Below are 25,493 nucleotides of genomic sequence, written 5' to 3' on the forward strand. Positions count from 1 at the left end.
CCCGCGCTTCCTGTTGGTCCGGAGACACTTCACCTACATGAATACACTGATTGTTGCTGCCGCGGCGGGCCTTGCCATGCTGGTCGCGGGAACCGAACTCGTGCGCGCCCAGGACGACGACGTCACCACCTATACCAAGCCGATCATCACTCCATGGGAAACGCGCGAAACCGGCTTTGCCGCGCCCACGGACGAAGCCAAGCGCATGGTTCGGCAGCTTCATTATTCCGAGCTGATATCGAAATACGCCGATGAATACGACGTTCCTGAAGAACTCGCGCTTGCGGTGGTGCGGATCGAGAGCAATTTCCGCCCGACGGTCAAGGGCAGTGCCGGCGAGATCGGGCTGATGCAGATCAAGCCGGCGACCGCCAGGATGATGGGTTACGAGGGCCCCGACTATGGGCTCTACGATCCCGAAACCAACATCCGCTACGGGATGAAATATCTGGCCGGCGCCCACGAGCTCGGCGGCGGCAAGATCTGCGGCACGATCCTCAAATACAATGCCGGCCACGGCGCCAAGCGCATGAACCCGGTTTCCAAGCGCTATTGCAATCGGGTGCAGGCGGTCATCGAAACCGCGGAACAGACTGCGTCGCTTTCGCCTGTGGCATTTTGATTCCGAAAACGGCTAGAAGTGCTTCCGACAGAAGGCATTTCGGCCGGTGGAATCGAAAGGCGAGAGCATGACGGAACGGTTCAGATATATCGTGATCGGGAGGGGCATGATGGGCGCTGCGGCTGCCCGGTACCTCTCGAAATGGACCGACGGTGTTGCGTTGGTCGGTCCAGGTGAGCCGGCGGACTATGGGCGCCATGACGGCGTCTTTGCCAGCCACTACGACGAGGCGCGCATCACCCGGACGATCGATCCCGATCCCGTGTGGGCGCGCCTCGCCAATCGTTCGATCGAACGTTACGGCGAGATCGCCCGTGAAAGCGGCGTGGATTTCTATTCCGAATCGGGCTGCCTGCTGGTCGGCCCGAAGCGCGGCGAGGGGCCATCCTATGTCGCAAATGTCCTCGATGCCGCAGGCCGGCTCGGTGTTTCGACCGAGACGCTCTCGGATGCGGATCTTGGCGGCCGATTCGGCTTCTTCTCCTTCCCGAAGGACAGCGAGGGCGTCTGGGAGCCGAAGAATGCCGGGCACGTCAATCCCCGCCGGCTGGTGAAGGCCCAGGCTCTCGTTGCCGAGCGCCAGGGAGCGGCGATCATCGCGGAAACGGTCGTCTCCGTGCGGCAGGACGGCGATTCCGTCACCGTCACGACCGCCGAGGGCAACAGCCTTTCGGCGGAAAAAGTGCTTGTGGCGGCAGGCGGGTTCTCGATCAACGAAAACCTTCTGCCCCGGCGTCTGGACCTCAGCGTCTATGCGCGCACCGTCGCTTTCTTCGAGGTCGACGAGGCGGCGATGGACGTTTGGGGCAGGGTGCCATCGCTGATCTGGAAATGGCGCGAGGGCGAGGACGGCATCTATCTGCTGCCGCCGGTACGCTATCCCGACGGCAGGATCTATCTGAAGATCGGAGGCGATCCGGACGACCTGCTGCTGCCGACCGAACCCGACATCCGCACCTGGTTCCGCTCGGGCGGGCGCGAAAGCACCCGGGCGCGGCTGGCCGACATCATGACGCGGCTGATGCCGGACCTCGATCTCTCCCGCTCGTCGATGGCGGCCTGCGTCACCTCGTTCACGCCGACCGGATATCCGGCGATCGCGATGACGGAGGCCTCCCGGATCGGCATCCTCAGCGGCGGCTGCGGGGCGGCGGCAAAAAGTTCCGACGAGATCGGACGCCTCGGCGCGGAGCTGATCTTCCATGGGCAGATCCGGGACGAGGCCTATTCGACGGATTTCCGGGCGGATTATCTCTGAACCGATTGCCTTCGGCCTATGGCTTTCGTTCCGCATCTCGGTTATGTGACCGCTGCCAGTTGGCCGGGCAGCCGCGCTTTACCAATGCCGAAAGGCGGTAGGGTGAGGAAAGTCCGGGCTCCACGGAAACACGGTGCCGGATAACGTCCGGCGGGGGCGACCCCAGGGAAAGTGCCACAGAAAGGAAACCGCCCCGCTTGCTGTACCGCTTCGAACAGAGCGGCAGAGCCGGCGGGGTAAGGGTGAAAGGGTGGGGTAAGAGCCCACCGCGCTTCTGGTAACAGCGGCGGCAAGGTAAACCCCACCGGGAGCAAGACCGAATAGGGATGACGCGGGCCCACGCGAAAGCGCGGGCTACAGCCTGTTTCCGGGCCAGTCATCCGGGTGGGTTGCGTGAGGCGATATGCGAATGTCGTCCCAGATGAATGGCTGCCACGTTCCGGTGCTTGCGCCGGGGCCATACAGAACCCGGCTTACAGGCCAACTGGCGTTTATCTTCCTTCCTCGCGATTCTGTGCGCGCCCGCCAGATACCGGGCAGGCGTCCCAAAAGGCCCCGTTTGGCGCCTTGTCTTTTATATGAGGAATTTTGAAAGCTATTTTATTTTCCGCAGCTTACTGGGTGTCCCAAACCGACTTGCGGGACGCTGCCAAGGCGGTTTCTTCGCTTCCTCTAATAACCCTTTGTTAAACTTAACAGCTTATAAATAAATCCTGCTTGGGAGTGGCTAGCGGGGCTTCTCCCATTGACGCCCATATGGTCCCATGGTATCCCAAAATCGCACTGCACAAGGGCGAATGAGCGCCCGCCAATCCCAGAGTTTCGGTCGTCCTGCGGCCGGGCGGATATCCGCCCATCCGGACGGCGAAGCTTTGTTTGGTGTGGTGCCAACTGGTGGACGGGTTTCCGTCTTGAACCGTAACGGGGCGGATGTTTGGCGTGATGAGCCGCTTCCTGTCGAATGCGACGAACAGGATCGATGCGAAGGGGCGGGTCTCCGTTCCGGCGAGTTTTCGTGCGGTCCTTTCGGAGCGCGGGATCCAGGAGCTTTATTGCCTCCAGGATTTCACCTATCCGGCGATCAGCGTCGGCGGGCCGGATCTGCTCGATCGTTACGAGCGGCAGATCGCCTCCGTCGATCCGTTTTCGGCGGAAGCGAACCGGATGTCGCTGCTCGTTCACGGTGGCGGCGTCTTCATGAGGCTCGATGCGGAGGGCCGGCTGATGGTCACGGATTTTATCCGCGACTTCACGGGAATCAGCTCGGATGTGACCTTCGTCGGGCGCTCGGATCATTTTCAACTTTGGCAGCCGCAGGCGTTTCACGAGGCGCAGGCGGCGGCGAGAGAGGGGCGCTTCGGTTCGCGCCCCGCGTAATACAGGGGAACGGAATGGCGGCGAATCCAGGCGACGGAACAACCGAGCCCGAAGGCGGACCGGTTCGCCACATTCCGGTTCTTCTGAAGGAAGTTTTGCAGGCGCTCGAGCCCCGGGCCGGCAAGCTCATTCTCGACGGTACGTTCGGGGCGGGCGGCTACACGTCGGCGATCCTTGCTGCGGATGCCGAGGTGGTCGCGCTTGACCGCGACCCGAATGCGATTGCTGCCGGCAAGGCGCTGGTCGACGCCCACAAGGGCCGCCTCCGGCTCATTCAGTCGCAATTCTCCAACCTTGCCGATCACGTGCCGGAAGGCGGGCTCGACGGCCTCGTGCTCGATATCGGCGTCTCCTCCATGCAGATCGACGAGGCCGATCGCGGCTTCTCCTTCCAGCGCAACGGTCCGCTCGACATGCGCATGTCGGCGAGCGGCGTCTCTGCGGCCGATGTCGTCAATCGCGCCAAGGTCGGTGATCTCACCCGCATCTTCGGTTTCCTCGGCGAGGAAAAGCAGTCGGGCCGCATCGCCCGCGCCATTGAAAAGCGTCGCCTGACCGAGCCGTTCACCACCACGCGCGAACTCGCCAACCTCATCGAGACGGTCAATCCGCGCAAAGCCAAGGACAAGATCCATCCGGCGACCCGCGTCTTCCAGGCGCTCAGGGTCTTCGTCAACGACGAGCTGGGCGAGCTTGCGCAGGCGCTGTTCGCCGCCGAGCGGGCGCTGAAGCCGGGCGGACGCCTGGTGGTGGTCACCTTCCATTCGCTCGAAGACCGGATCGTCAAGCAGTTCTTCGCCGATCGTTCCGGCAAGGCCTCCGGTTCCCGTCATCTTCCGATGGTCGAGGCCAAGCCGGCGATCTTCGACCCGCTCGGCAAGTCGATGATCGCGGCGAGCGACGAGGAGGCGGAGCTCAATCCGCGCGCCCGTTCCGCCAAGCTTCGCGCCGGTATCCGCACGGAAGCCCCGCCGAGGGCCGCCGACATGTCCATTTTCGATCTGCCCGATCTCGCCAGCCTTGCAAAGATGGGAGCCTGATAATGCTGCGTAGCTTCGATCTTGTCCTGATCGGCGTCATGACGGCTGCGGCCGTCGTTACCTATTCGATCAAGCACCGCGCCGACGAGAAGCTCAACGAGGTTCGCCGGCTCGAGGCGGAAATCAAGCTGGAGAAGGACACGATCGATCTGCTCAAGGCCGACTGGGCCCTGCTGACCCAGCCGAACCGCCTGCACCGGCTGATCAACGTCTACAATTCCGAGCTGGCGCTCGCGCCGACCGAGACGACCCAGCTTGCGATGCCGAAGGAGCTGCCGATGCCGAAGGCGCGGCTGCCGCAACCCGAGACGACCATCGAGGACATCATCGCCGGCAAGAACAGCGAAGTCGCCGCCGCGCTGAAGGGCGTTGCGGCAGCCAAGGCCAAGCCCGCTGCAAAAATTCCCGTGCCGCTGCGGCGCGGTCCCATCGAAGTCATTTCCACAGGATCGGTGAAACGCTGATGTCCTTCCTGTCCCGCATCATGATCGTCAAGAGCCGCGCGCACTTCTCGTCCGGCAGCCGCGGCCGCGGTTCCGAGAAGGCGTCCTTCGAGGGGACCCGCAAGCGCAAGTCCGCCCAGGCGAAAAATCGCGTCGGCCTGCTGATCGCCGGTTTCGCCGTCTTCTATTGCGTCATCGGCGGCCGCCTGATGCAGTATGGCGTGGCGCAGCCCCTGACGACGTCGAGCATCCTGCCGGCGGACCGGCTGCTCGCCTCGCGTCCCGACCTCGTCGACCGCAACGGCGCGGTTCTGGCGACCGACATCCGCACCGTCTCGCTGTTTGCCGAACCCAACAAGATCATCGACGCCGACGAGGTGATCGAGAAGCTCTCGACGGTTCTGAACGACCTCGACGTCAAGGGGACCTATTCGAAGCTCACTTCGAACTCGCGTTTCCAGTGGCTTCGCCGCCAGCTGACCCCGAAACAGCAGAGCCAGATCCTGGCGCTCGGCATTCCGGGCATCGGGTTCCGTCCCGAGAAGCGCCGCTTCTATCCGGGCGGCCCGACGGCTGCGCATGTGGTCGGTTACGTCAATATCGACAATCGCGGCGTCGCCGGCATGGAACGCTACGTCGACAATCAGGGCCTTGCGGATCTGGCCGCCGTCGGCATGACCTCCAGCCAGCCGCTGGAACCGGTCAAGCTGTCCATCGACCTGCGTGTCCAGTCCATCGTTCGCGACGTGGTGACCGAGGCGATCAGCAAATACAGCTCGATCGGCGCCGGCGCCGTCGTCCTCGACGTGCATACCGGCGAGGTGCTCGCCATGGCGTCCGCGCCCGATTTCGATCCCAACAATCCGGCCGAAGGCGGCGAGGAGGGATGGTTCAACCGCGTGTCGAACGGCACGTTCGAAATGGGCTCCACCTTCAAGTCGTTCACCATCGCCATGGGTCTGGATTCGGGCAAGGTAAACCTTCAGAGCACGTTCGACGCGCGTTTCCCGATCCGGATCGGCGGTTTCACCATCAAGGATTTCCACGGCAAGGGCCGCATACTGAGCGTTCCGGAAATCTTTCAGTTTTCGTCGAATATCGGCACCGCCAAGATTGCCGATACGGTGGGCATCGAAGCCCACAAGGATTTCCTGACGAAACTCGGCCTGCTGACGAAAATGCACACCGAGCTTCCGGAAGTGGCCTATCCGAGCCAGCCGCGCGAGTGGAAGAAGATCAACTCGGTCACCATCTCCTTCGGCCACGGCGTGTCGACGACGCCGCTGCAGACGGCGGTTGCCGGCGCGGCGCTGGTCAACGGCGGCAAGCTTGTCGAACCGACCTTCCTGCCGCGCACGCGTGCGGAAGCCGACAAGGTGGCCACCCAGGTGATGAAGCCGACCTCCAGCAAGGACATGCGCTTCCTTTTCGAATGGAACGGCGTCAACGGATCGGGCAGGAACGCGCGCGTCGCAGGCTTCAACGTCGGCGGCAAGACGGGAACGGCGGACAAGGTCGTCAACGGGCGCTACGCCCATGACAAGAACTTCAACGCCTTCCTCGCCGCCTTCCCGATGGACAATCCCCAGTATGTGGTCCTGACGTTCTGCGACGAGCCCAAGACCGACAAGGGCAATGGCGCGGCTCTTGCCGCGACATCCGCTGCTCCGATGGTCAAGGAGATCATCACCCGGGCTGCTCCCATTCTCGGTGTAAAGCCGAAATTCGGCAATGACGGTTCTGCCCTGCTCGTGTCTTATTGAGCGATAACAACGTGAGCGGACGAATCGAGGGGACGACGCTCAGAATGGACAATCAGCTGATGAAATTGCGCGAACTCGCCGGAGGGGATTTCCCGGAAATAGCCGATCTGATGGCCGGGCCGGCAGGTGATCTCGATGTGACCGGTCTTACTTCAGACAGCCGCAAGGTGAGGCCCGGCATGCTGTTTGCAGCGCTCGCGGGCACCAAGGCGGACGGTTCCGGCTATATCGGCGATGCAGCCGCGCGCGGCGCGGTCGCGGCGATTGCGGGGCAGGCGGCCGAGGCGGGCATTCCCGTTCTTGCGGTTTCCAATCCGCGCCGGCTGCTGGCGCTCGCCGCCGCCCGTTTCTACCGCGCGCAGCCGCAAACGATGGTGGCGGTGACCGGCACGGCCGGCAAGACTTCCGTCGCCTCCTTCACCCGCCAGATCTGGGCGCATGCCGGCCATGCCGCAGCCCAGATCGGCACGACCGGCGTCGTCTCGCCCACCCGCAACGACTACGGAACGCTGACCACGCCGGATCCCATCGAACTGCAGCAGCTGCTGGCAGAACTGGCTGCCGAAGGCGTCACCCACGCCGCCATGGAGGCTTCCAGCCACGGCCTCGACCAGAGCCGGCTCGACGGCGTGCGCCTTTCCGCCGCCGGTTTCACCAATCTCGGCCGCGACCACATGGATTACCATCCGACGATCGAAAGCTACATGGCCGCCAAGATGCGGCTTTTCGATACGCTGATGCCCAAAGGCTCGCCGGCGGTGATCTTCGCCGATGACGCCTGGTCGGAGGAAGCGATGCGGGTGGCGACGGCTGCCGATCTCGACGTCCGCACGGTCGGGCGAAGGGGAGACTATCTTTGCCTGAAGCGGGTCGAGCATTTCCGCCACAAGCAGAAGGCCGAGATCCATATCGGCGACCAGATCTTCGAAGTCGATATTCCGCTTGCCGGTGATTTTCAGGTGGCTAACGCGCTGGTCGCGGCAGGGCTTGCCATGTCGACCGGTGTTCCGGCCGCCATCACCATGGCCGCGCTCGAAAAACTGGTCGGCGCCTCGGGTCGTCTCGAACTGATCGGCCAGACAAAGGACGGCGCGCTCGCCTATGTGGATTATGCCCACAAGCCGGACGCGCTGGAAAACGTGCTGATCTCCGTGCGTCCATTTACGACCGGCCGCGTCATCGTGGTGTTCGGCTGCGGCGGCGACCGCGACAAGGGCAAGCGGCCGATCATGGGCGATGTCGCGACGAGGCTTGCCGACATCGTCATCGTCACCGACGACAACCCGCGCTCCGAGGTCGCGGAAGTGATCCGCTCCGAGATCATGGCCGCGGCCCCGGGCGCGATCGAGATCGGCGACCGGGCAAAGGCGATCCGCGAGGCGGTAGGGATGCTCCAGTCGGGCGATACGTTGATCGTCGCGGGCAAGGGCCATGAGGAAGGCCAGACGATCGGCACCACGGTCCTGCCGTTTTCCGATCACGTCGAAGTCCGCAAAGCGCTGGAGGAACTGAAATCGTGAGCTGGTTATGGACCTCCGAGGATCTGACGTCCGCCATGGGCGGCCGGCCGATCGGCTCGCTTCCGGCGGGCATTACCGGCATCTCGATCGACAGCCGCTCCATCGGTCAGAACGAGGCTTTTTTCGCCATCAGGGGCGACCGCGTCGATGGTCATGATTTTGCGAGCCTGGCGGTCGCCAACGGCGCGACGCTGATCGTCGTCAACGAGGCGAAGCTGCCGGCGCTCGGCAAGCTGAGCGTGCCGATGATCGTCGTCGAGGACGTGCTGGCGGCGCTCGGAAGGCTGGCGCTTGCCGCGCGGGCGAGGAGCCGCGCGCGGATCGTCGCCGTCACCGGCTCGGTCGGCAAGACGACCACCAAGGAGATGCTGCGCCATGCGCTCGCGCCTTCCGGCCGGGTGCATGCCGCCGTCGCCTCCTTCAACAATCACTGGGGCGTGCCGCTGACGCTGGCGCGCATGCCGGCCGATACCGATTTCGGCGTTTTCGAGATCGGCATGAACCATCCCGACGAGATCCGTCCGCTGGTGAAGATGGTGCGCCCGCATGTGGCGATGATCACCACGATCGCCGCCGCCCATCTCGGCCATTTCAAGGACCTGGAAGAGATCGCGAGCGCCAAGGCGGAGATCTTCGAAGGCCTGGAGCCGGGCGGCTCTGCAATCCTCAACCGCGATATCAAGCAGTTCGACTTCCTCGAGCAAAAGGCGAAGGATGCCGGTGTTTCGCATATCCACACCTTCGGCCAGCACGCCAAGGCGGATTTCCGGCTGGCGGATTTCGAAGGCAATGCGGAAAACTCGGTCGTCTGGGCGGTGCTGAACGGCGAGACGTCGGAAGTCCATATCGGCGCACCCGGCCGGCATATCGCCGAAAACGCCATGGCGGTCCTCGGCGCCTGCCTGCTGGTCGGCGCGGACATGGCCGGCGCCATGGCGGCGCTCGCGGCGCTGAAGCCGGTCAAGGGCAGGGGCGAACGCCACCGCCTCGGCATCGGCGAGGGCCACCTGACGCTGATCGACGAAAGCTACAACGCCAATCCGGCCTCGATGCGCGCGGCGATCGCGCTGCTTGCCTCGGCGACGCCGGAACTGACCGGCCGGCGGATCGCGGTCCTCGGCGACATGCTGGAGATGGGGGAGTTTTCCGCCCAGGTGCATGAGGAACTGGCTGGCCCGCTGCTTGCCGCCGGCATCGAACATGTCTGGCTCGCAGGAAAAGAAATGGCGGCACTCAAGGAATCGCTGCCGGCAAACGTCCAAGTGACGTATTTCGACAAAACGGCGGATCTCGCCGATTACGCGGTGCGCTCGGTGATGCCGGGCGACGTGGTGATGGTGAAATCCTCGCTCGGGCTCGGTTTCGGCAAGATCGTCGCCGCGCTTATTGACAACTACCCGGCATTCTCCGACACGGAGCGCCACTAATGAGACGGGCTTCTGGAAAGGGCGCTGAATGCTGATCTGGCTTGTGGAACTGGCGGACAAAGTCCTGTTTTTCAACCTGTTCCGGTACATCACCTTCCGGACCGGCGCTGCTATGTTCACGTCCGCGCTGATCGTCTTCCTGTTCGGGCCGATGATCATCGCCTCGCTTCGACTGCGCCAGGGCAAGGGCCAGCCGATCCGCGCCGACGGGCCGCAGACCCATTTCAAGAAGGCCGGCACGCCGACCATGGGCGGCCTGATGATCCTCGCTGGCATCGTCGGTGGCTCGCTGCTCTGGGCGGATCTTTCGAATGTCTACGTGGTAGCCACTTTGCTCGTGACGCTCGGTTTCGGCGCGATCGGCTTTTATGACGACTATCTGAAAGTCACCAAGCAGACCGACAAGGGCTTTTCCGGCAAGGCGCGTCTCGGCATCGAGTTCGTGATCGCGGGGATCGCCGTCTTCTTCATGATGCGCGTGGCGCTCGCCACCGGCCAGTCGGGCAATCCGACGCTCGGCACCTCGATCGCCTTTCCCTTCTTCAAGGACCTGTTCGTCAATCTCGGCGTCTTCTTCGTCCTGTTCGGCGGTTTCGTCATCGTTGCCGCCGGCAATGCGGTAAACCTGACCGACGGGCTCGACGGGCTGGCGATCGTGCCGGTGATGATCGCCGCGGCCTCCTTCGGCGTTATCGCCTATCTCGCCGGCAATTCGGTGTTTGCGGGTTACCTGCAGATCAATTTCGTGCCCGGCACCGGCGAGCTTGCCGTGATCGTCGGCGCGGTGATCGGCGCCGGCCTCGGCTTCCTCTGGTTCAATGCGCCGCCGGCCGCGATCTTCATGGGCGATACCGGGTCGCTGGCGCTCGGTGGCCTGATCGGTTCGGTGGCGGTCGCCACCAAGCACGAGATCGTCATGGCGATCATCGGCGGCCTGTTCGTGATGGAGACGCTGTCCGTGATCATCCAGGTCGGCTTCTTCAAGATGACCGGCAAGCGTGTCTTCCTGATGGCGCCGATCCATCACCATTTCGAAAAGCTTGGCTGGACGGAAAGCCAGGTGGTGATCCGCTTCTGGATCATCGCCGTCGGCCTTGCGATGCTCGGCCTTTCGACGCTCAAGTTGCGGTGACGCCCTGATGATTGCGGTCACCACGTTCAAGGACAAACCCGTCGCGCTCTTCGGTCTCGGCGGCTCGGGGCTCGCGACCGCCAAGGCGCTGGTTGCGGGCGGCGCGCGGGTGGTTGCCTGGGACGACAATCCCGACAGCGTCGCCAAGGCCGCGGCGGAAGGGATCGCGACTGCCGATCTGCGGGGCATAGACTGGTCGGCACAGGTCGCCTTCGTCTTGTCGCCCGGCGTGCCGCTCACCCATCCGAAACCGCATTGGAGCGTCGATCTCGCGCGCGCCGCCGGCGTCGAGATCATCGGCGACGTGGAGCTTTTCGTGCGCGAGCGGCGGGCGCTTGCGCCCGATTGCCCGTTCATCGCCATTACCGGCACCAACGGCAAGTCGACGACCACCGCGCTGATCGCCCATATCCTGAAATCCAGCGGCCGCGACACGCAGCTCGGCGGCAATATCGGCACGGCGATTTTAACGCTCGATCCGCCCAAGGATCAGCGCTTCTTCGTCGTCGAATGTTCGTCATACCAGATCGATCTGGCCCCGACGCTCAATCCGACCGCAGGCATTCTGTTGAACCTCACGCCCGACCATCTCGACCGCCACGGCACGATGCAGCACTATGCTGACGTGAAGGAACGGCTCGTCGCCGGCAGCAAGACGGCGGTGATCGGCGTCGACGATTCGTTCTGCGCGCTGATTGCTGACCGCGTCGAGCGGGCCGGGGTCAAGGTGCGCCGGATCTCCAAGCGGGTTGTCGTTGCCGACGGACTTTATGCCGAGGGCAGCCGGATCATCGAGGCGCATGGCGGCGCGACGTCGCTGCTCGTCGATCTCGACGGCATCCAGACGCTCAAGGGCAGCCACAACGCCCAGAATGCGGCCGCGGCAATCGCCGCCTGCCTGGCGGTCGGTGTTTCGAAAGACGAAATCCGTGCAGGATTGAAATCTTTCCCGGGCCTGAAGCACCGGATGCAGCCGGTCGGCCGCAAGGTTCAGGTTGTGTTCGTCAACGATTCGAAGGCGACCAATGCGGATGCGGCAGCTCCGGCGCTTTCCAGCTACGACCGGATCTACTGGATTGCCGGCGGCCTGCCGAAAGAAGGCGGGATAGTCAGCCTCGCTCCACTCTTCCCGCGTATCGTCAAGGCCTATCTGATCGGAGAAGCAGCTCCGGCCTTTGCTGCGACGCTTGGCGAGGCGGTGCCCTACGAGATTTCGGGCACGCTCGAAAAGGCGGTTGCACATGCCGCGGCGGATGCCGGAGCCGATACCACACCGTCCGCGGTGATGTTGTCGCCGGCCTGCGCCAGCTTCGATCAGTTCAAGAATTTCGAGGTTCGCGGCGATGCCTTTGTCGGCCATGTCGCGGGCCTCGACGGCGTCACGATGTTGATAGACTTGGGTTGATCGAGTTTGGATTGATCGAGACGGAAAAGGGGAACGACAGATGGTAAGCCGCGCAGACCGTGGACCGCTTGCAGACTGGTTCTGGACGATCGACCGTTTCTTCCTCGTCGCCTTCGTGCTGTTGATGGGGGTCGGCTTCATGCTCTCCTTCGCCGCCTCGCCGGCGGTGGCCGAGCGCATCGGTCTCGACAGCTTCCATTTCGTCGAACGTCACGCGCTGTTCCTGCTTCCCTCGCTGATCGTGATGGTCGGCCTGTCCTTCCTGACGCCGCGGCAGGTGCGCCGGACGGCGATCGTCCTCTTGATCATCGCGCTGGCGCTGATGGTGCTGGCGCTGTTCTTCGGCGTCGAGGTCAAGGGATCGCGCCGCTGGATCGGCGTTGGGGTATTCTCCATCCAGCCCTCGGAATTCATGAAGCCGGCCTTCGTGGTCGTGTGTGCATGGCTGTTCGCCGAGCACGCGCGGCAGCCGGAAATCCCTGGCAACCTCTTCGCCATCATCCTGTTCGGCATCGTCGCCGCGCTGCTCGTCGCGCAGCCCGACCTTGGCCAGACCATTCTTACCAGCGTCGTCTGGGGCGGCATGTTCTTCATGGCCGGCATGCCGTGGCTGTGGATCGTCATGCTCGGCGGCGTTGGCGCCGGCGGCATCGTCACCGCCTATTACATGCTGCCGCACGTGACCGCCCGTTTCGACAAGTTCCTGACCGGCGAGGGCGACCGTTTCCAGATCGAGACGGCGCATGAGGCCATCCTGCAGGGCGGCTGGTTCGGGCAGGGGCCGGGCGAGGGCATCGTCAAGCGCATCCTGCCGGACAGTCACACCGACTTCGTGTTCTCGGTTGCAGCCGAGGAATTCGGCATTATCTTTTGTATGGCACTGGTGGCGATCTTCGCCTTCATCGTGCTGCGCGGCCTGAACCACGCCTTCAAGGAGCGCAACGACTTCAACCGGTTCGCGGTCGCTGGCCTCGTCCTGCAGATCGGTATGCAGTCGCTCATCAATATCGGCGTCAATCTCGAACTCATGCCAGCCAAGGGCATGACGCTCCCCTTGATCTCCTATGGCGGCTCCTCGATGATCGCGATCTGCATCACTGCAGGCTTCATCCTGGCGCTTACCCGCCATCGTCCGGAGAAGCGAGCGCAGGAGCGGAGCCTGTTCCGGGTCGCCCAGGGCGTACCCGCGGAGTAAAGTCGAATGAGCAAGGGCACTATCCTGCTTGCCGCCGGGGGAACCGGCGGCCATGTGTTTCCGGCGGAAGCGTTGGGACACGAACTGAGGGAACGCGGTTATTCCGTGCACCTCGTCACCGACAGTCGGGCCGAGCGCTATTCCGGCACCTTTCCGGCCGACGAGATCCATGTTGTTCCGTCCGGGACGTTCGGATCGAAGAACCCGATCGCGCTCGCCCGCACCGGCTGGAAGCTGTGGACGGGCCTGCGGGCGGCGCGCCGCTTGATTTCCCGGCTGAAGCCGCTCGCCGTCGTCGGTTTCGGGGGGTATCCGACCGTGCCGCCGCTGATGGCCTCGACCGCCATGGGCGTGCCGACGTTGATCCATGAGCAGAACGCCGTGATGGGCCGCGCCAACAAGGCGCTGGCCGCCAAGGTGCAGGCGATCGCCGGCGGTTTCCTGCCCGAAAGCGGCGGTCCCTATGCCGACAAGACGGTGACGACCGGCAATCCGGTGCGCCCTGCGGTGCTTGCGGCCTCCAATGTCCCGTACAGGCCGTCGCGCGGCGGCGATCCGTTCCGGCTGGTCGTGTTCGGCGGCAGTCAGGGCGCGCAGTTCTTCTCGTCTGTCGTGCCGACGGCGCTCAGCCTGCTCGACCAGGCCGAGCGCGATCGTGTCGTCGTCACCCAGCAGGCGCGTCCGGAAGACAAGGATCGGGTCAGCTCCTGTTTTGCGAAGCTGAAGGCGCCGGCCGACATTTCCTCGTTCTTCTCGGACATGGCCGAGCGGCTGGCGACGGCTAATCTCGTCATCTGCCGCTCCGGCGCCTCGACGGTGTCGGAAATCGCGGTGATCGGCCGGCCGGCCATTCTCGTGCCTTACCCGCATGCTCTGGATCATGATCAGGCAGCCAATGCGCAGGCGCTGGTGGCGACCGGCGGCGCCAAGGTGGTGCAGCAGTCGGATCTGTCTCCGGAAAAGCTTGCCGCGATCATTTCGGGTGCGATGAAGGATCCGGACAAGCTCGAGAGAATGGCGGCAGCCGCCAAGTCCGCCGGACGGCCCAACGCCACCGGCCTGCTTGCGGATCTGGTCGTCGCGATCGCCGAGCGGAAATCGATTTCGGAATTCAAGACACTGGCAGACAGGAGAGTGCATTCATGAAGATGCCGAAGGCCATCGGGCTCGTCCATTTCATCGGCATTGGCGGTATCGGCATGAGCGGTATCGCGGAAGTGCTGCATAATCTCGGCCACAAGGTGCAGGGATCAGACCAGGCCGACGGCGCCAATGTCCAGCGCCTGCGCGACAAGGGCATTCCGGTCTTCGTCGGCCATCAGGCCGAAAACATCGGCGATGCCGAAGTGGTGGTCGTCTCCACCGCGATCAAGAAGAACAACCCGGAACTGGTGGCGGCGCGCGAAAAATCGCTGCCGGTCGTCCGCCGCGCCGAAATGCTGGCCGAACTGATGCGCTTCCGCAATGCGATCGCCATCGGCGGCACGCATGGCAAGACCACGACGACTTCGATGGTCGCGACGTTGCTCGAGGCCGGCAATCTCGATCCGACCGTCATCAACGGCGGTATCATCAACGCCTATGGAACGAACGCCCGCATGGGCGAGGGCGAGTGGATGGTGGTCGAAGCCGACGAATCGGACGGCACTTTCCTCAAGCTGCCCGCCGACGTCGCCGTGGTCACCAATATCGATCCCGAACATCTCGACCATTACGGTAATTTCGATGCGGTCCGTGCCGCCTTCCGGCAGTTCGTCGAGAACGTGCCGTTCTACGGGTTCGGCGTGCTCTGCCTCGACCATCCGGAAGTGCAGGCGCTGGTCGGCCGCATCGAGGACCGCAAGATCGTGACCTACGGCGAAAACCCGCAGGCCGACGCCCGATTCTCGAATGTGCGGATGGAAGGCACCAAGTCGATCTTCGACGTGGAGATCCGCCGCCGTCGCACCGGAAGGGTCTTCCAGTTCAAGGACCTGGCGCTACCGATGCCGGGTCGCCACAATATTTCCAACGCCACGGCCGCGATCGCGGTCGCCAACCGGCTCGGCATTTCGGAAGAAGATATCCGCAAGGGGCTTGCCAATTTCAGCGGCGTCAAGCGTCGCTTCACGCTGACCGGCACCTGGAACGGCGTGTCGATCTTCGACGATTACGGCCACCATCCGGTGGAGATCAAGGCCGTGCTGAGGGCGGCGCGCGAATCGTGCCAGGGCCGCATCATCGCCGTCCACCAGCCGCATCGCTACACCCGCCTGGCGAGCCTGTTCGAGGATTTCGCCAACTGCTTCAACGATGCCGACAGCATTCTCCTCGCTCCGGTCTATGCCGCAGGCGAGGAACCGATCGAAGGCGCGAATTCGGAGGCCCTGGTTTCGCGTATCCGTTCGGGAGGCCATCGCGACGCGCGATACATGGCATCGCCGAGCGAACTCGCTTCGATTGTATCGGGCATTGCGAAACCGGGTGATTTCGTGGTTCTTCTGGGGGCAGGCAATATCACGCAGTGGGCGGCAGCATTGCCGAAGGAACTGGAAAGCATATCGGGACGATAGGAAATGAAACAGGTGAACGGGGAAAAGCTTCTGGCGTCGTTGGGGGATGACGTCAACAAATTGCGCGGCAGGCTGACGCCGGACGCGCCGATGGATCGTGTCACCTGGTTCCAGGCCGGCGGTCTCGCCGAACTGATGTTCCAGCCCCATGACGTCGACGACCTCGTGACCTTCCTGCAGATCCTGCCGGAAGAGGTGCCGCTGACCGTGGTCGGCGTCGGCTCCAACCTGCTGGTCCGCGACGGCGGCATTCCAGGCGTCGTTCTGCGCCTCTCGGCCAAAGGGTTCGGCGGGGTCGACCTCGTCGGCGAGAACCGCATCAAGGCCGGCGCCATCTGCCCCGACAAGCATATTGCCGCGATGGCGATGGACAACGGCATCGGCGGTTTTGCCTTCTACTACGGCATTCCCGGCTCGATCGGCGGGGCTCTGCGCATGAACGCGGGCGCCAATGGCGGCGAGACGGCGGCACGCGTCGTCGAAGTGCATGCCATCGACCGCAAGGGCATCAGCCATGTCTTCTCAGGCGCCGAGATGGGCTACAGCTACCGCCATTCATCGGTTCCGGCTGAGATGATCTTCACCCACGCGGTCTTCGAAGGTTATGCCGAGGAGCGGGCGAAGATCCGCGCCGAGATGGATGCGGTGCGCCAGCATCGCGAGACGGTGCAGCCGATCAAGGAAAAGACCGGCGGCTCGACCTTCAAGAACCCGGAAGGCCATTCCGCCTGGAAGCTGATCGACGAGGCCGGCTGCCGCGGACTGGTCAGCGGCGGCGCGCAGATGTCGTCGCTGCATTGCAATTTCATGATCAATATCGGCTATGCCAGCGGCTATGACCTCGAATATCTCGGCGAGACCATCCGCCAGCGGGTCTTCGAACATTCCGGCATAAAGCTCGAATGGGAAATCAAGCGGTTGGGCATCTTCATGCCCGGCCGTGAGGTAAGACCGTTCCAGGGCGTGACGACCGACTGACGGATCTGGCCGATGGCGAGGGAACAGCCTGCCATCGGCGAACCTTCAAAATCTAAAAAATGCTTTTAAAATAAAAGCTTGTGTCAATTCCCTCATGCGTTTGTTCGGCATGTTTATAGGTGTGCGACGTTTCGACGGAATGCGGCTGTTTCAGCGTTTTCTCATTCATTGAGCATTCATGAGCATCTGTTGCATAATGACCCTGTCTTGAATGAGAGTCGCGCCTGAGACCGGCGGGGTGCCGGGGCGCGATCAGGGGGATTACATGTTCAAAAAACTAGCGGCCGAATTTTTCGGCACTTTCTGGCTTGTCTTCGGCGGATGCGGCAGCGCGGTTCTGGCCGCTGCATTCCCGGATCTCGGCATCGGTTTCGTCGGCGTTGCGCTTGCCTTCGGCCTGACGGTGCTGACCATGGCTTACGCGGTCGGCGGCATTTCCGGTGGCCACTTCAATCCGGCGGTTTCGGTGGGGCTGACGGTGGCTGGCAGGTTCCCGGCATCGAGCCTCCTGGGTTATGTCATTGCCCAGGTGGTGGGGGCCATTGTCGCGGCTCTGGTTCTTTATCTCATCGCTTCCGGCAAGGCCGGTTTCCAGCTCGGCGGTTTTGCGTCCAACGGTTATGGCGAACATTCGCCGGGCGGTTATGCGCTGACCTCCGCGCTGCTGATCGAGCTGGTTCTCACCGGTTTCTTCATCTTCATCATCCTCGGCGCGACCGGACCGAAGGCGCCGGCAGGGTTTGCTCCGATCGCCATCGGCCTTGCGCTGACGCTCATCCACCTGATCTCGATCCCGGTGACCAATACCTCGGTCAATCCGGCCCGTTCGACCGGCGTGGCGCTGATCGTCGGGGACTGGGCGCTCGCACAGCTTTGGCTTTTCTGGGTGGCTCCGATCGTGGGCGCCGTTCTCGGTGCGCTGGCATGGAAGCTGGTGGACGATTCGGAAGGCCGGGCCTGATATAGGCGAAACGAAACGTTCCGCTGAGTTAAGAAAAGCCCGCGAAGCAGATTGCTTCGCGGGCTTTTTGTTGCCCTGATCTTCCCGGTGCGGGCGTGCCATGGGGTACGGGATCGGACGGGCTGAGATAGTGCCCGGCATCATTCGGAAGGCCCGAGGATCGCGGCGCCGAACTTCGCGAATTGTGTGTCGATTCGACCGACTCGCTCATTGCATTGTCGCCATCCCGAATGTCGCCTCAAACTCGGCGTTAATATCTGGCCGGTCGATTTTTCCTTTGTTTTCATGCTTTTGGCTGCCTGGGTTAATCAAGGTAAACGGTTTGTTAACTATATTCAGGCACTAATGCAGGCATGCCTAACGTCCGGCGGGAATCGTCCGGGAAGACAGGTTGGCGCAAGCGCCGCAGTTTAGAGTGAAGTCCTTTTGGCGGGAGTGATTGATGAGCGACAAGCACGTGGCTGTTTTGATGGGAGGGTTTTCCTCCGAGCGGCCTGTCAGCCTGTCCTCCGGCAATGCCTGCGCGGAGGCTCTCGAAGGTGAGGGCTATCGCGTCACCCGGGTCGATGTCGGCCGGGATGTGGCCGCCGTCCTCTCCGAGCTTCGGCCGGACGTTGCCTTCAATGCCTTGCACGGACCTTTCGGCGAGGACGGGACGATCCAGGGCATCCTCGAATATCTCGAAATCCCCTATACCCATTCCGGTGTGCTGGCCTCGGCGCTCGCGATGGACAAGCATCAGGCCAAGCATGTCGCCAAGGCGTCCGGCATTCCGGTCGCCGAAGCCAAGGCCATGAGCCGCTTCGATATCGGCAGCACTCACCCGATCAAGCCGCCATACGTGGTGAAGCCGGTGCGCGAGGGGTCGTCCTTCGGCGTGGTGATCGTCCAGGAAAATCAGTCGCATCCGCCGCAGATCATCGGTTCGTCCGAGTGGCGCTACGGTGATCGCGTTCTGGTCGAGCGTTATATCTACGGCCGCGAACTGACCTGTGGCGTGATGGGCGATGTGGCGCTTGGGGTTACCGAAGTGGTGCCGGTCAGCCACGCCTTTTACGATTACGACGCGAAATACGCGGAAGGTGGTTCGAAACACGTCATTCCGGCGCAAATTTCACCGAATGTTTACCAAAAGATTCAAACACTAGCGCTCAAGGCGCATCAGGCGATGGGCTGCCGTGGCGTCAGTCGCTCCGACTTTCGCTACGACGACCGGTTCTCCGAGAACGGCGAGGTTATCTGGCTGGAAATCAATACGCAGCCGGGCATGACCCCGACATCGCTGGTGCCCGAAATGGCCGCGCATGCCGGCCACTCGTTTGGTGAACTCGTCCGTTGGATGGTGGAGGACGCTACGTGTTTGCGTTGATCGGCAAAAAGGCGGGTGGACCGCGTGGCCGTTCTCAGGCTCATTATCTCGGTGTCGAAGAGCGCCGGGTACTTCCGCGCCCGCTTCGCCGGGTGTTCCGCTTCTGCGTCAGCCTCGCCACCGGCCGCATCCATATCCCGGCCCATACCGGAACGGTTTCCGCCGCCGGCTTCTTCGCCGCAGTCGGTCTCTATGGCATGTCGCTCGGGGGGCACGGCCAGGTCGTCGCCCAGGCGACCACGGCGGCAGTCGGCTTTGCGATCGAGGACGTGCGCGTTTCGGGCAATGACCAGACCTCCGAGATCGATATCCTGCAGCTCCTCGGCCTCGACGGCACGACCTCGCTCGTCGCCCTCGATATCGATTCGGCCCGCCGCAAGCTCTCGGCGCTTCCCTGGGTCCAGTATGCCGAAGTCCGCAAGATCTACCCGAGGACGATCGAGGTGATGCTGAAGGAGCGTCAGGCTTTCGGCATCTGGCAGCACGGTTCCGAGCTTTCGCTGATCGAAAAGAACGGCAGCGTGATCGCGCCGCTCCGCGACAACAAGTTCGCCTCGCTGCCGCTCTTCGTCGGCCGCGATGCCGAGACGGCTGCCGCCTCGTTTGACGGCGCGATGTCCGGCTGGCCCGAACTGAAGAATCGCGTGAAGGCTTATGTGCGCATCGCCGGCCGTCGCTGGGATCTGCATCTCGACAACGGGATCGTCCTGAAGCTGCCGGAAGACAATGTCGCCAAGGCGCTCACCGTGCTTGCAAAGCTTGAAAAGGATCAGGGTTTGCTGGAGCGGGATGTCGCAGCCGTTGACCTGCGGCTCGAGGACCGCACCACCATTCAGCTGACCCCCGGTGCGATCGATCGCCGCAAGGACGCGCTCGATGCGCGGACAAAGGCCCTGAAGAAACTGGGAGAGCAGTCTTGAGCGTATTCGGTTCCTCTCATTTCGGCCTGCCTCGCATGAAGCCTCTGTCATCCAAGCGCAGCCACGTCGTCTCGGTGCTGGATATCGGCTCCACCAAGGTGGTCTGCATGATCGCCCGGCTGACGCCGCGCCAGGAAAGCCAGGTTCTGCCTGGCCGTACCCACAATATCGAGATCATCGGCATTGGCCATCAGCGTTCGCGCGGCGTGAAGTCCGGCGTGATCGCAGACCTCGATGCCGCCGAAAGCGTTGTTCGCCTGGCGGTCGATGCTGCAGAGCGTATGGCAGGGCTTACCGTCGACAGTCTGATCGTCAATGTTTCCGCCGGCCGTATCACCAGCGACGTCTATACCGCGACGATCGATCTCGGTGGCCAGGAAGTGGAAGAGGCGGATCTCAAGAAGGTGCTCGTCGCGGCAAGCCAGCAGTCGCTGCGCCAGGATCGCGCCATCCTGCATTCGCTTCCGACCGGCTTCTCGCTCGACGGCGAGCGCGGCATCCGCGACCCGCTGGCGATGTTCGGCGATGCTCTGGGCGTTGACATGCATGTGGTGGCCGCCGAGCGCGCGACCCTGAAGAACCTCGAACTCTGCGTCAACCGTGCGCACCTCTCCGTCGAGGGCATGGTGGCGACCCCTTACGCCAGCGGCCTTGCAGCCCTCGTCGACGACGAGGTCGAACTGGGCTGTGCTGCGATCGATATGGGCGGCGGCACGACGACGATCTCGGTCTTTGCCGAAGGTAAGCTCGTGCACACGGACGCGATCAGCCTTGGCGGCCATCATGTGACGACCGACCTCGCGCGCGGCCTTTCGACCCGTATCGAGGATGCCGAGCGCATGAAGGTCGTGCACGGTTCGGCGCTCGCCAACGGTGCCGACGAACGCGACGTGATCTCCGTTCCGCCGATCGGCGAGGACGACCGCGACCAGCCGACCCAGGTGCCGCGTTCGCTGGTCACCCGCATCGTGCAGGCCCGCATCGAAGAAACGCTCGAACTCATTCGCGACCGCATCCAGAAATCGGGCTTCAGCCCGATCGTGGGAAAGCGCGTCGTGCTGACCGGTGGCGCCAGCCAGCTCACCGGTCTTTCGGAAACGGCGCGCCGCATCCTGGCGCGCAACGTCCGGATCGGCCGCCCGATGGGCGTCTCCGGCCTGCCGACGGCAGCCAAGGGACCGGCGTTTTCGACGGCGGTCGGCCTGATGATCTATCCGCAGGTCGCGGATCTCGAAACACACGCCTCGCAGAGCGGCCTGATGGCCTCGCTGGGAAGCGGCAATGGCCGGCTGGCCCGCGTCGGGCAGTGGCTGAAGGAAAGTTTTTGATGCGAGGGGCGTTCAGCCCGCGCGCATCGGAGAAGAGTTGCAATGAATTGGCCGGCGGCGATACGGCCAGCAAAAGAAGGAACTGGTGCAATGACCATCAAGCTGCAGAAGCCTGATATCACCGAATTGAAGCCGCGGATTACCGTGTTCGGCGTCGGTGGCGGCGGCGGTAACGCCGTCAACAACATGATCACCGCAGGCCTCGAAGGCGTCGACTTCGTCGTCGCCAATACCGATGCCCAGGCGCTGACCATGACCAAGGCCGAACGCATCATCCAGATGGGTGCCCGGGTCACCGAAGGTCTCGGCGCCGGTTCGCAGCCGGAAGTCGGCCGCGCTGCCGCCGAAGAGTGCCTCGACGAGATCGTCGATCACCTGCATGGCACGCATATGTGCTTCGTCACCGCCGGCATGGGCGGCGGCACCGGTACGGGCGCTGCCCCTGTCGTCGCGCAGGCCGCCCGCTCCAAGGGCATCCTGACCGTCGGCGTGGTCACCAAGCCGTTCCACTTCGAAGGCCAGCGCCGCATGCGCCTTGCCGAATCGGGTATCCAGGAACTGCAGAAGTCGGTCGACACGCTGATCGTCATCCCGAACCAGAACCTGTTCCGCATCGCCAACGACAAGACCACCTTCGCCGACGCGTTTGCGATGGCCGACCAGGTTCTCTATTCGGGCGTCGCCTGCATCACCGACCTCATGGTCAAGGAAGGCCTGATCAACCTCGACTTCGCCGACGTCCGCTCGGTGATGCGCGAAATGGGCCGCGCGATGATGGGTACCGGCGAAGCATCCGGCCCGGGCCGCGCCATGCAGGCCGCCGAAGCCGCGATCGCCAACCCGCTGCTCGACGAAACCTCGATGAAGGGCGCCCAGGGCCTCCTGATCTCGATCACCGGTGGCCGCGACCTGACGCTGTTCGAAGTCGACGAAGCCGCGACCCGCATCCGCGAGGAAGTCGATCCGGACGCCAACATCATCCTTGGCGCGACCTTCGACGAAGCGCTCGAAGGCCTGATCCGCGTGTCGGTCGTCGCAACCGGCATCGATCGTGCCGCCGGCGCCGTCGACATCCGTGCTGCTGAAATGCGCGCTGCCGCAAAGCCGATCATCCGTCCGTCGGCGGCGATCGCTCCGGCCCCGGTTGCCGTCCAGCCGGCTCCGGTCATGCAGGCAGCCCCGGCTCCGAAGCCGGTCGTCGATCCGATCGCCGAGACGATCCGCATGGCGGAAGCGGAGATGGAACGCGAGCTCGCAATCGTCGAACCGCAGCAGCAGTATGCGGCTCCGGCACCCCAGCCGGTCGCACCGCAGCCTGTCATGCAGCAGCAGGAAGAGTTCCGTCCGCAGAGCCGCATCTTCGGTGCAGCTCCGGTCGAAGCTCCGGCACCGGTCATGAGCCGTCCGGCTCCGGCTCCGCAGCCGGCTCCGGTTCAGCATCACCTGCAGCCACAGCCTGCTCCGATGATGAGCCAGCCGGCGCCGCGTCCGGCACAGCCGGTCTATCGCGAGCCGGTCGCGCCTTCGATGTCGCAGGTTGTCGAGCCGGTTCGCATGCCGAAGGTCGAGGATTTCCCGCCGGTCGTGAAGGCCGAGATGGATCATCGCGCCCAGCCGGTGAGCCACGTGCAGGAAGAGCGCGGCCCGATGGGCCTCCTGAAGCGGATCACCAATTCGCTCGGCCGCCGCGAAGAGGAAGAGCCCGCTCACGTCGAGCCGGCGGCACCCGCTCCGGCCCCGCAGCAGCGTCGTCCGCTGTCGGCGGAAGCGAGCCTCTATGCACCGCGCCGCGGCAATCTCGACGATCATGGACGTGCGGTTCCGCAGGCCCATCACGAGGAAGACCAGCTCGAAATCCCGGCCTTCCTGCGCCGTCAATCGAACTGATTTCGACTTGAATTAAAGACGGTCACGAAATGTGAAGAAGGCCCGGATCACGCATCCGGGCCTTCGCGCGTTTTGTCAATCAAGACGCAGAGTTAACAACGTAACAATCCGAAATGAACAGTGATTTGGATTGTGCCAAACGGCTGCGTATGAAGGATGCTAAGGGACGCCAACAGAGATCGACCGATTCAGGCGATCGGTCCGGATGGCGAGAAAGAATTTCGGATCCATTTTCTTTACGGATCCGGCGAAAAGAAGGCAGCAGGAATGACCATCGGACTGTTCGGTTTCCAGACCACCATCGCTTCCCCGGTAACCCTGAGGGGAATTGGTGTTCATTCGGGAGCCCCCGTCAGCCTCACTTTTCAGCCTGCCGAAGCCGGTACCGGCGTGATCTTCACGCGTCTTCTGGAAGACGGCAGTTCGGTCGAATACCGCGCCGTTTCCTCCCAGGTCGGCAATACCGATCTCTGCACCGTTCTCGGCACCTCGCTTTCCCGTTCCGTCGCGACCATCGAACATGTGATGGCCGCGCTTTACGCGCTCGGCGTCGATAACGTCATGGTCGAAGTCGACAGCGGCGAGATGCCGATCATGGACGGCAGCTCCTATCCGTTCATCGAGGCGATCGAGCAGGTCGGCATCGTCAATCTCGGCATCAAGCGTCGCTACATCCGCGTCCTGAAGCCCGTCCGTATCGATGCCGGTGCTTCCTGGTCGGAATTCCGGCCCTATGACGGCACGCGTTTCGAGGTGGAAATCGATTTCTCTTCGCCGCTGATCGGCCGCCAGAGCTGGAAGGGCGACCTGACCCCCGAAACCTTCAAGCAGGAACTTTCCCGCGCCCGCACCTTCGGTTTCATGCGCGACGTGGAACGTCTCTGGGCAGCCGGCTTCGCGCTCGGCTCCTCGCTCGAGAACTCGGTGGTCATCTCCGACGACGACACGATCGTCAATGTCGAGGGCCTTCGCTACAAGGATGAATTCGTCCGCCACAAGACGCTCGATGCTGTCGGCGACCTGGCGCTTGCCGGCGCCCAGTTCATCGGCTGCTACCGGTCCTATCGCGGCGGCCACAAGATGAATGCCAATGCGCTGAAGGCGCTGATGAGTGATCCGACGGCCTATGAGGTCGTCGAGGCTCCCTCGTCGCGGGTGGCGCGCGTGCGTGCACGGGAGTTCGTGCCGGTCAACGTGCCGGAACTGACGTCCTGGTTTGCCTGAGACAGTTGATCCAGTCGACTCGGCCGCTTCCTTGGAAGCGGCCTTTTTCTTTTGGAGACATGTTTCGATTTAACCTTGAATTGCCCTATTGCGGCGGCGTGCCACAAAAATGCATTAATGCCGCAGCATTGCGTTGCTCTCCCTTTGCTTTTATGGCTAGAACGGCCTGCTTGGGCAGCGGGCTTCTCAGGCGCGGGACGATCAGGAACTGTCGAATGAACCATGTAAGGTCTGTTGGAATGCGTAAGACGGCAAGAGTAGCGCTTGTGTCGCTGGTGCTGGCCGGCGCCGGCTTTGGCATGACCGCCTGCCAGTCGGATCCCGATATCGACATCACCAAGCTCGGTCTCGAAACGGATGCGCCGGAGACGCTCTACAACCAGGGTCTCGCCAACATGAAGGCCGGCAACCTTGCCGAAGCGGGCCGCAAGTTCGACGCGATCGACCGCCAGAACCCGTTTACCGAATGGGGCCGCAAGGCGCTCGTGATGAGCACATTCACCAAGTACCGGCTCGGCCGCAACGACGAGGCGGTCGCCACCGGCAACCGCTATATGAGCCAGTATCCGCAATCGCAGGATTCAGCCTATGTCCAGTATCTCGTCGGCCTCGCCTACTCCAAGCAAATCGCCGACGTGACCCAGGACCAGCGCGCCGCGGTGCGCACCATCGACGCGATGAACAAGGTCGTGACCAACTATCCGAGCTCGGAATATGTCGAGGACGCGCAGGCGAAGATCCGCTTCGCGCGCGACCAGCTGGCCGGCAAGGAAATGCAGATCGGCCGCTACTACCTGGAGCGCAAGGAATATCTTGCCGCGATCCAGCGCTTCCGCAACGTCGTCGAGCAATTCCCGAACACCAACCAGGTGGAAGAGGCGCTGGCGCGCCTGACCGAGGCCTATTATGCGATGGGCATCACGGAAGAGGCGCAGACCGCTGCCGCCGTCCTCGGGCGCAACTATCCCGACAGCCAGTGGTATGCCGATTCCTTCAAGCTGCTGAAGGGCAATGGCGTCGAGCCCCGCGAGAATCGCGGCTCGTGGATTTCCCGCGCCGGGGCCAAGCTGATCGGCGCATAAGGTCTCAAGA

The 25,493-nt window shown here is 63.2% G+C and carries 21 protein-coding genes and 1 other RNA gene; all 22 read left to right on the forward strand.

The features are described from left to right. Positions 1-37: 37 nt before the first annotated feature. A complete protein-coding gene (locus tag J2X76_RS17455; RefSeq protein WP_113127066.1) occupies positions 38-622 on the forward strand; it encodes a lytic transglycosylase domain-containing protein in 585 nt (194 codons plus the stop codon). A gap of 67 nt (positions 623-689) precedes the next feature. Beyond that, the gene (locus J2X76_RS17460) at positions 690-1,880 is read left to right on the forward strand and encodes an FAD-dependent oxidoreductase (protein ID WP_310218481.1); all 1,191 of its coding nucleotides are present in this window, start codon (positions 690-692) and stop codon (positions 1,878-1,880) included. Positions 1,881-1,935: 55 nt separating this feature from the next. After that, positions 1,936-2,372, forward strand: an RNA gene (gene rnpB / locus J2X76_RS17465) — RNase P RNA component class A. Positions 2,373-2,810: 438 nt separating this feature from the next. Beyond that, on the forward strand, positions 2,811-3,257 hold the full coding sequence (gene mraZ, locus J2X76_RS17470) for a division/cell wall cluster transcriptional repressor MraZ (protein WP_310218483.1): 447 nt from the start codon (positions 2,811-2,813) through the stop codon (positions 3,255-3,257). Between the two features lie 14 nt (positions 3,258-3,271). Beyond that, positions 3,272-4,297, forward strand: a complete 1,026-nt coding sequence (rsmH, locus tag J2X76_RS17475) for a 16S rRNA (cytosine(1402)-N(4))-methyltransferase RsmH (RefSeq protein WP_310218486.1) — start codon at positions 3,272-3,274, stop codon at positions 4,295-4,297. A gap of 2 nt (positions 4,298-4,299) precedes the next feature. Continuing rightward, the gene (locus J2X76_RS17480; protein ID WP_113127062.1) at positions 4,300-4,761 is read left to right on the forward strand and encodes a hypothetical protein; all 462 of its coding nucleotides are present in this window, start codon (positions 4,300-4,302) and stop codon (positions 4,759-4,761) included. Then, on the forward strand, positions 4,761-6,503 hold the full coding sequence (locus J2X76_RS17485; protein ID WP_113127061.1) for a penicillin-binding protein 2: 1,743 nt from the start codon (positions 4,761-4,763) through the stop codon (positions 6,501-6,503). The genes J2X76_RS17480 and J2X76_RS17485 overlap by 1 nt, the downstream gene beginning before the upstream one ends. Before the next feature lie 59 nt (positions 6,504-6,562). Then, positions 6,563-8,023 carry a UDP-N-acetylmuramoyl-L-alanyl-D-glutamate--2,6-diaminopimelate ligase gene (locus tag J2X76_RS17490; RefSeq protein WP_310218888.1) on the forward strand — a complete coding sequence of 487 codons (1,461 nt, stop codon included), beginning with the start codon at positions 6,563-6,565 and terminating at the stop codon, positions 8,021-8,023. Next, positions 8,020-9,450 carry a UDP-N-acetylmuramoylalanyl-D-glutamyl-2,6-diaminopimelate--D-alanyl-D-alanine ligase gene (locus J2X76_RS17495; RefSeq protein WP_310218489.1) on the forward strand — a complete coding sequence of 477 codons (1,431 nt, stop codon included), beginning with the start codon at positions 8,020-8,022 and terminating at the stop codon, positions 9,448-9,450. Before J2X76_RS17490 ends, J2X76_RS17495 begins: the two co-directional genes overlap by 4 nt. Before the next feature lie 28 nt (positions 9,451-9,478). Beyond that, positions 9,479-10,582 carry a phospho-N-acetylmuramoyl-pentapeptide-transferase gene (gene mraY / locus J2X76_RS17500; RefSeq protein ID WP_113127059.1) on the forward strand — a complete coding sequence of 368 codons (1,104 nt, stop codon included), beginning with the start codon at positions 9,479-9,481 and terminating at the stop codon, positions 10,580-10,582. A 7-nt stretch (positions 10,583-10,589) separates the two neighbouring features. Further along, positions 10,590-11,987: a UDP-N-acetylmuramoyl-L-alanine--D-glutamate ligase gene (gene murD / locus J2X76_RS17505; RefSeq protein WP_310218492.1), complete on the forward strand. Its 1,398-nt coding sequence runs from the start codon at positions 10,590-10,592 to the stop codon at positions 11,985-11,987. Between the two features lie 40 nt (positions 11,988-12,027). After that, positions 12,028-13,182, forward strand: coding sequence for a putative lipid II flippase FtsW (gene ftsW / locus J2X76_RS17510; protein WP_113127057.1), 1,155 nt, complete (start codon positions 12,028-12,030; stop codon positions 13,180-13,182). 6 nt (positions 13,183-13,188) lie between these two features. Continuing rightward, entirely contained in the window at positions 13,189-14,328 is a 1,140-nt protein-coding gene (gene murG, locus J2X76_RS17515) for an undecaprenyldiphospho-muramoylpentapeptide beta-N-acetylglucosaminyltransferase (RefSeq protein WP_310218494.1), read from the forward strand. After that, positions 14,325-15,734: a UDP-N-acetylmuramate--L-alanine ligase gene (gene murC / locus J2X76_RS17520; protein ID WP_113127055.1), complete on the forward strand. Its 1,410-nt coding sequence runs from the start codon at positions 14,325-14,327 to the stop codon at positions 15,732-15,734. Before murG ends, murC begins: the two co-directional genes overlap by 4 nt. A gap of 3 nt (positions 15,735-15,737) precedes the next feature. Then, positions 15,738-16,712 (forward strand): UDP-N-acetylmuramate dehydrogenase, encoded by a 975-nt coding sequence (murB, locus tag J2X76_RS17525; RefSeq protein ID WP_310218497.1) that lies wholly within the window; start codon positions 15,738-15,740, stop codon positions 16,710-16,712. Between the two features lie 265 nt (positions 16,713-16,977). Next, on the forward strand, positions 16,978-17,673 hold the full coding sequence (gene aqpZ, locus J2X76_RS17530) for an aquaporin Z (protein ID WP_113127053.1): 696 nt from the start codon (positions 16,978-16,980) through the stop codon (positions 17,671-17,673). Positions 17,674-18,115: 442 nt separating this feature from the next. Next, entirely contained in the window at positions 18,116-19,042 is a 927-nt protein-coding gene (locus J2X76_RS17535; protein WP_310218499.1) for a D-alanine--D-alanine ligase, read from the forward strand. Continuing rightward, the gene (locus tag J2X76_RS17540; protein WP_113127051.1) at positions 19,030-19,962 is read left to right on the forward strand and encodes a cell division protein FtsQ/DivIB; all 933 of its coding nucleotides are present in this window, start codon (positions 19,030-19,032) and stop codon (positions 19,960-19,962) included. Before J2X76_RS17535 ends, J2X76_RS17540 begins: the two co-directional genes overlap by 13 nt. Continuing rightward, a complete protein-coding gene (gene ftsA / locus J2X76_RS17545; protein ID WP_113127050.1) occupies positions 19,959-21,290 on the forward strand; it encodes a cell division protein FtsA in 1,332 nt (443 codons plus the stop codon). Before J2X76_RS17540 ends, ftsA begins: the two co-directional genes overlap by 4 nt. 90 nt (positions 21,291-21,380) lie before the next feature. Beyond that, complete coding sequence (ftsZ, locus tag J2X76_RS17550) at positions 21,381-23,177, forward strand: cell division protein FtsZ (RefSeq protein ID WP_310218504.1); 1,797 nt, start codon at positions 21,381-21,383, stop codon at positions 23,175-23,177. Positions 23,178-23,444: 267 nt separating this feature from the next. Continuing rightward, positions 23,445-24,401 (forward strand): UDP-3-O-acyl-N-acetylglucosamine deacetylase, encoded by a 957-nt coding sequence (gene lpxC / locus J2X76_RS17555; RefSeq protein WP_310218506.1) that lies wholly within the window; start codon positions 23,445-23,447, stop codon positions 24,399-24,401. Positions 24,402-24,640: 239 nt separating this feature from the next. Continuing rightward, the gene (locus tag J2X76_RS17560; RefSeq protein WP_405030059.1) at positions 24,641-25,483 is read left to right on the forward strand and encodes an outer membrane protein assembly factor BamD; all 843 of its coding nucleotides are present in this window, start codon (positions 24,641-24,643) and stop codon (positions 25,481-25,483) included. The last annotated feature ends 10 nt before the right edge of the window (positions 25,484-25,493 follow it).

The sequence above is a fragment of the Neorhizobium sp. 2083 genome, assembly GCF_031455615.1.
In the GTDB taxonomy this organism is placed as follows: Bacteria; Pseudomonadota; Alphaproteobacteria; order Rhizobiales; family Rhizobiaceae; genus Neorhizobium.